This is a genomic window from Actinokineospora sp. (genome assembly GCF_050699995.1).
In the GTDB taxonomy this organism is placed as follows: Bacteria; Actinomycetota; Actinomycetes; order Mycobacteriales; family Pseudonocardiaceae; genus Actinokineospora.
Window position 1 is genome coordinate 1 of the sequence record NZ_JBOHGC010000043.1, and the last position, 2,257, is coordinate 2,257.

Sequence of the window (2,257 nt, forward strand, 5' to 3'; positions counted from 1 at the left end):
CCACCAGGCACTGAGCTTCGAGGAACGCCTCGGGCTGCTCGTCGACCGGGAACTCGCCGAGCGGGAGAACCGACGGCTCGAGCGCTACCTCAAGACCGCCAAGCTGCGCACCAACGCCGTGCTCGAAGACGTCGACTTCCGCCGCCGGCGAGGGCTCGAGCGGCCCGCGGTGCTCGGCCTCGCCGAGTGCGCCTGGGTGGCGAAGCGCCACAACGTCGCCGTCGTCGGCCCGACCGGGCTGGGCAAGACCTTCCTCGCCTGCGCCCTGGCGAACTGCGCCATCCGCCGGGGTCACACCGCGTTGTACCTGCGCGCCCCTCGCATGCTCGACGAGCTGGCCGTCGCCCGCCTCGACGGGCGGTTCCAGCGCCTCACGGCGACCTGGGCCCGCATCGACGTCCTCGTGATCGACGACTTCCTCCTCAGACCACTCACCCCCGACCAGGCCGCTGACACCCTCGAGGTGATCGAGGACCGGGCCGGGCTTCGTTCGACAATCATCACCAGCCAGCTACCGATCGCCCTGTGGCACGAAGCCATGGGCGAGCCCACGGTCGCCGACGCGGTCCTCGACCGGGTGCTCCAGAACCTGCACCGCATCGAGCTCGAGGGCGAGTCAATGCGCCGTCCAGAGGGCGCATCGAAGACCGGCGGTGAGCGCGGCCGAGCGAAGGGGCCGAAGCAGGCCGACAGATCCGCTGACGCCACTGGCGCCGAGGACAGACGATGACCACCGTCTACCGCACCGTCGTCCCCCACGTTCCGCCCACGCCGCTCGGGCTGCTCCCCGAGCGATGGACAATTGAGCACTGGTGCAACCTCTGCCGTCAGCGCGTCACGCCCGAGCAGTCGATCGCCCACGCTCAACGCCACGAGCAGGCCCCCTCGGTCAGCGACGTCGCCGCGGTCCGCTACCAGGTCGCGCCATGAGTCCCAACCCCCCAATTACGTTACGATACGATACTCGGGTGGCGACTTGCGCCGGGCCGGGCTGCCCTAACACCATCGCCCCCCACACCCAGGGCCGACCCGCCCACTACTGCAGCACCGCCTGCCGGGTCCGAGCCCACCGCCAACGACAACACCTGCCCGCCGAGCCCATCACCGTCGAAGTCGACATGGGATCGGCCAGCTCCCGCGGCCGGCCACCCGAGCGAGCTTGGCTCGTGCGCCTCCGCCGCGCCGACCGCACCGTCATCGTGACCACCGGACTACGGCGCAGCGCCGCCGACCGACTCGCCGAACAGCTCACCGACCTCCTCGGCGACCCGCACAACCAATAGGAGCCGTCATCGACTAGAACACTCATCCGACCAAGCAGCCCGAACGCCTCGACGACCACCCCCAACCACCGGAGGAGGTGAATCAGGGCGCAAGCGTCGGCCGCTACACGGCCTCCGATCCACAGCTCAGCCAGGGGTGTACGAAAACTCCGGACTGGGTGTACGGATTCGCCGGAATGCGCACCAAAGTGGCGGGAAATGGTTCTGCTAAGTCTGGTTAGGCGCTTACGTCCTCCCATCGACAAAGGATTGTCGTTACGCGGCAGTGGCGATGCCGAGGTCGTTGAAGAGGGCTTGCATGTCGATGCGGAGGGTCTCGTAGTCGTGTTCGACCGCGCTCCAGGCGCGGTGGTCGGGGATGGGTGGGGCTGAGCGGATGCCAGCGAGGATGGGGGCGAGCACCTGGTCGCGAAGTGTGGTGACGGCGGTGATCGTGCGGACTGCTTCGGGCGGTACGTGGTAGCGGCGCGACCGGCCGGGCTTGACGACGAGGCGTTTGGCCCGCAGCTTGCGCAGGTCGTAGGCGGCTTGGCGGGTGGTGTAGTCGGCCTCGGGCTGGCCAGTCATGGCGTGCACCCTGCCGGCAAGCTCGGCGACGGTGAACCCCTTGGGCGCGGGAGACAAGGCGGTGACAGCGGCCAGTGCAGCTCGCATGCGGGGCGAGTCGAGACAGACACCGCCGACGCGGATCGAGCCGAGTCGGCTGGGTTGGGGCAGTTCGTCGAGGAGGCGGTCGGAGATGAAGCCGACGCTGGCGCAGTCCAGCATGGTGCAGAAGCGCTCGGCCATGGCGCCGAGGCGCCCGATGATCTCCGGGAGACGGTCCAGCACGCGGCCGCAGCCGAGCTCGGCGGTGTTGTGGACGGTGGCTTCGATGCGCAGCACGCGTTCGCCTTTGGTGTAGGCCTTGAGGCCCAGGCGACCGAAGGTCACCCGGAACCAGGTGAGGTCGTAGGCAGGTGTCTCGACCGCGG

Annotated in this window: 4 protein-coding genes; 3 read left to right on the forward strand and 1 reads right to left on the reverse strand. The window is 69.0% G+C overall.

The window, feature by feature from the left end; translation table 11 throughout:
• The 3 genes from istB to ACRDSQ_RS02545 all read left to right on the forward strand — a co-directional run.
• A partial coding sequence (gene istB / locus ACRDSQ_RS02535) for an IS21-like element helper ATPase IstB (protein WP_431418387.1) occupies nt 1-730 on the forward strand: 730 nt, incomplete at its 5' end.
• On the forward strand, nt 727-930 hold the full coding sequence (locus ACRDSQ_RS02540) for a hypothetical protein (protein WP_431418389.1): 204 nt from the start codon (nt 727-729) through the stop codon (nt 928-930). The genes istB and ACRDSQ_RS02540, both read left to right, overlap by 4 nt.
• Nucleotides 931-968: 38 nt before the next feature.
• Nucleotides 969-1,283, forward strand: coding sequence for a hypothetical protein (locus ACRDSQ_RS02545; RefSeq protein WP_431418391.1), 315 nt, complete (start codon nt 969-971; stop codon nt 1,281-1,283).
• Between the two features lie 255 nt (nt 1,284-1,538).
• On the opposite strand, the gene ACRDSQ_RS02550 is transcribed toward ACRDSQ_RS02545, so the two are convergent.
• A partial coding sequence (locus ACRDSQ_RS02550) for a hypothetical protein (protein WP_431418392.1) occupies nt 1,539-2,257 on the reverse strand: 719 nt, incomplete at its 5' end.